This window comes from Frankia sp. CeTa3Moorea (assembly GCF_978021225.1).
The window spans coordinates 1-3,433 of record NZ_CDXDOR010000267.1 but is presented as its reverse complement, the minus strand read 5'-3'; the positions used below and the strand labels follow the sequence as shown (position 1 = coordinate 3,433).

The window sequence follows — 3,433 nt, the reverse complement described above, 5'->3', positions numbered from 1 at the left end:
CCCCACCCCGGGGACGGCGACGCGGGCCACCGTCGCCGCGCAGATCGCGGCGATGTCTGCACACAGTCTGGAAGGTGATCTCCATGTCCGCCTCGGCCGCGCCGCTGCTCGACGGCGGCCTGGTCGTGCACGCCGCGCGCGGGCAGCTCGCCGATTCCCTCGCGCTCGTCGCGCACGCAGTCCCGACGAGCACGTACCACCGGCAGTTGTCCGGCGTGCTGCTGACCAGCGAGGACGACGAAACGCTCATCGTTTCGGCCTACGGCGACACGCTGGCGCTGTCGGTGCGGCTGGCGGGCGCGGCGCTCGCGCCGGGGCGGCTCGTCTGCGATCACCGCGAACTGACCCGTCTGCTGCGCGCGGTCGCCACCGGCGACAAGCGCCGCGACGCCGCCGCCCTGCCGGTCACCCTGGACGGGCCGGACCCGGCGACGCCGACGCTGTCCGCTGCCGGGTTCACCGTCCCGGTCACCGCGAGCCGCCCGGCCGACTATCCACCGCCGCCGTCCCCGCCGCCTGCCCGCCTGGCCGTGGACGGCGGCCAGCTGTCGACCGCGCTTACGCGGGTGACGCCCGCCCTCGGCCGCGACGACCTGCTGCCCATCCTGACCGGCGTCAACCTGCGCCACGACAGCGGCGGGCTGCTGCGGCTGGCCACGACTGATCGTTACCGGCTCGCGGTCGCCGCGATCGGAGCCGTCGGCGACCTCGACGCCCCGCTGCCCGACGTGACGATCCCCGGAACCCTCGGCAAGATCGCTTCACGGTGGGTCGGTGGGCAAATCCGTATCGGCGTCGGCCCGCTGGCCGCGGGCGGTGCGCAGGCCGATCTGGTGGGCTTCACCGCGGAGACCTCACCGTCGTCACGCGCACCGTTCACGGGACTTTTCCGTCCTACCAGCGGCTCCTGCCCACCAAGACCGCCTGCGCCGTGGTCGTCGACCGGGCACGGCTGCGTGACCAGGTCCGCCGGGTCACCGCGCTGCTGAACGCCCGCACGACCCAGACGTGGGCCACGGTCACGGTGCACCCCGGGGCGATCGTCGTCGCTCCCTGGTTCAGCGACCGGCCACAGCAGGTCACCGCACCAGAGGTGCCCGCCGAGGTAACCGGCCTCGACGTGCCGAGGCCCTGGGTGTTCACGCCGGGCTACCTGCTCGACGCGATCGACAGCTTCACCAGCCCGACGATCACCGTGCACCTACCTGCGGACGTCGCCAAGCCGGTGCTGCTCACGGCGACACCCGACGAACTGGCCGATCCGGCGGCCTTCCGCCATCTGATCATGCCGATCGTCACCGACGCCTGATCCTGCGCTCCTCACCCAGCTGTCAGGGATCAAGGCGCGGCCCATCCGCGCCATCTCCGCGCAACCCGCCGCCCGCACGCCCGGGACGCCGTGCCCGCCCTCGCCAGCAGGGCGGCGACCCACGCCCTGTGAGGCCAGCGGGTTCTGCACCACGCCCTGTATGGATCGAAAGGAAAGGAACTGTCCATGTCCACTGTCGTCGATGTCAACGAGCAGTTGTTCGACCAGCGCCGCGCGGCGATCGAGCGCGGCGGCGCGACCCGCCGCGACGACGGGTCGTGGGTGTTCGCCGACAAGAGCGAGGTCCTCGGACAGGAGGGCCTCGACACGACCTCCGGCCAGGCCGCGCTCTACACCACCACCCCGGCCTGGCACGGCCTGGGCACCGTCGTCCCCGGCGGTACCTGCGACGTCGACGAGGTGCTACGCCTCGCCCACATCGACTGGGAGGTCTCCCTGCGCCCGGTCCACTACCTGTGGCGGGACGGGTCCCGGACCGTCGAGGACAGGTTCGTCACCGTCCGCGAGGACACCGGCGCGGCGCTGGGCGTCGTCGGCAAGGTCTACAACCCGTTGCAGAACCGGGCCTCGTTCGAGTTCCTCCAGGACCTCGTCGACAACTACCACGTCACCTTCGAGTCGGCCGGGGCGCTGCGCGGCGGGCGTCGGACCTTCGTCTCGCTGCGCCTACCCGACAGCGTCGTCGTCGACGCCAACGGGATCAACGACGAGATCATCCCGTTCGTCGCCGCGCTGAACTCCCACGACGGCTCGACCCCGTTCACCGTGGTCGTCACACCCTGGCGGCCGGTCTGCGCGAACACCGAACGGTTCGCCGTCCGCGACGCCTACACGAAGTGGACGGTGCGCCACACCACCAACGCGGCCGACCGGATGGACGAGGCCCGCCGCTCGCTGGGCCTGTCCCGCCGCTACTACCAGCAGTTCGCCGCCGAGGAGACCCTCCTCGCCCGGACCGACGCCACCATCGCCGAGGTCCGCGAGCTGATCGACGGCCTGTGGCCCGTCGACGACGACGCGTCCCCGCTGACCCGTCGACGCGCCGCCGAGCGTGCCGACACCGTCGTGGACCTGTTCGCCCAGGAGTCCGACCGGGTCGGGCGCACCGCCTACGCCGCGGAGCGCGCCGTCACCGACTACGTCGACCACTACGCCACGATCCGGCCCAGCGGCGTGCTCAAGGGCAACGAACTGGCGGCCCGAGGCGCCCGCCTCCTCGACGGCGTCGACGACGAGGTCAAGGACAAGGCACATCGCAAGCTGATGCTGCTCACCCGCCGCTGACCCACACCGACGCCGGCCCCGGACCCGCGGAATCCGGGACCGGCGTCGGGTCCGTCCCGCCACCGGCGCTGCCAGCAGATTCCGACGACCGCGCCGATTCCGACGACCGACGCGAAAGCCCGGTCCAGGAACCGGCCGGCCGCGGACAGCGCCCTCGGCGACGCCCTGACCGGACTGCCCGACGGCGCTTTTACGTCGAGCACCACGACCCGACCCACGTGACCCTGATCTTCCGGGCGCCCCGGATCTACCGCCGGAGGTGACGGTCCCGCCTGCCGGCTGGACCGCAGCACGAACGGACACCGGCCCGCCGCCGTCGACGCTGATCAGGCCGTCCACACCGTCACCGCCGGGCTGCTATACGGCGCCTACGACCGCGACGTTCTGCGCCGGGCGCCGGACCGCACCCAGCCCACCGTGCTCACCGTCGTGCGCCTCGTCCGCGCCCGCGCCGACGCCCTGAGCCGACGCACCCGCCGCTGACCGGCCCATCCCGGAAGCCGCAGCACCGCCCCCTCATCCTCTCTATCTCTGGAGGCTGCCATGCCCGACATGCCTGTCAGCTTCGGCACTGTCGAGGTGTTCGAGGCCGTCCCCCCGCACCCGATGGCCAGCTGGGAACCCGGCAACGTCCACCTCCCGCTGCGGATCAGCGCCTGCCTCGACGAGGCCGGCATCCTGCTGATCCACATCGACACCGCCGTGACCCTCCACCTCGCCGACGACGCCCCGCCATTCGAGATCTACGTCGATGGCGGCCACGTCCACGGCGACCTGACCGGTGCCGACCGGTCCGACTGCGCCCACCCCGACCACGGC

General features: G+C 72.4%; 4 protein-coding genes. All 4 read left to right on the top strand.

The window, feature by feature from the left end:
- Positions 1 to 83 precede the first annotated feature (83 nt).
- On the top strand, positions 84 to 989 hold the full coding sequence (locus AC08OV_RS24090; protein WP_476620379.1) for a DNA polymerase III subunit beta family protein: 906 nt from the start codon (positions 84 to 86) through the stop codon (positions 987 to 989).
- Positions 932 to 1,309 (top strand): hypothetical protein, encoded by a 378-nt coding sequence (locus AC08OV_RS24085; protein ID WP_476620378.1) that lies wholly within the window; start codon positions 932 to 934, stop codon positions 1,307 to 1,309. Before AC08OV_RS24090 ends, AC08OV_RS24085 begins: the two co-directional genes overlap by 58 nt.
- 186 nt (positions 1,310 to 1,495) lie before the next feature.
- Positions 1,496 to 2,614: a DUF932 domain-containing protein gene (locus AC08OV_RS24080; protein ID WP_476620377.1), complete on the top strand. Its 1,119-nt coding sequence runs from the start codon at positions 1,496 to 1,498 to the stop codon at positions 2,612 to 2,614.
- A gap of 543 nt (positions 2,615 to 3,157) precedes the next feature.
- Positions 3,158 to 3,433, top strand: a 276-nt coding sequence (locus AC08OV_RS24075; protein ID WP_476620376.1) for a hypothetical protein, incomplete at its 3' end; no start/stop codon positions are given.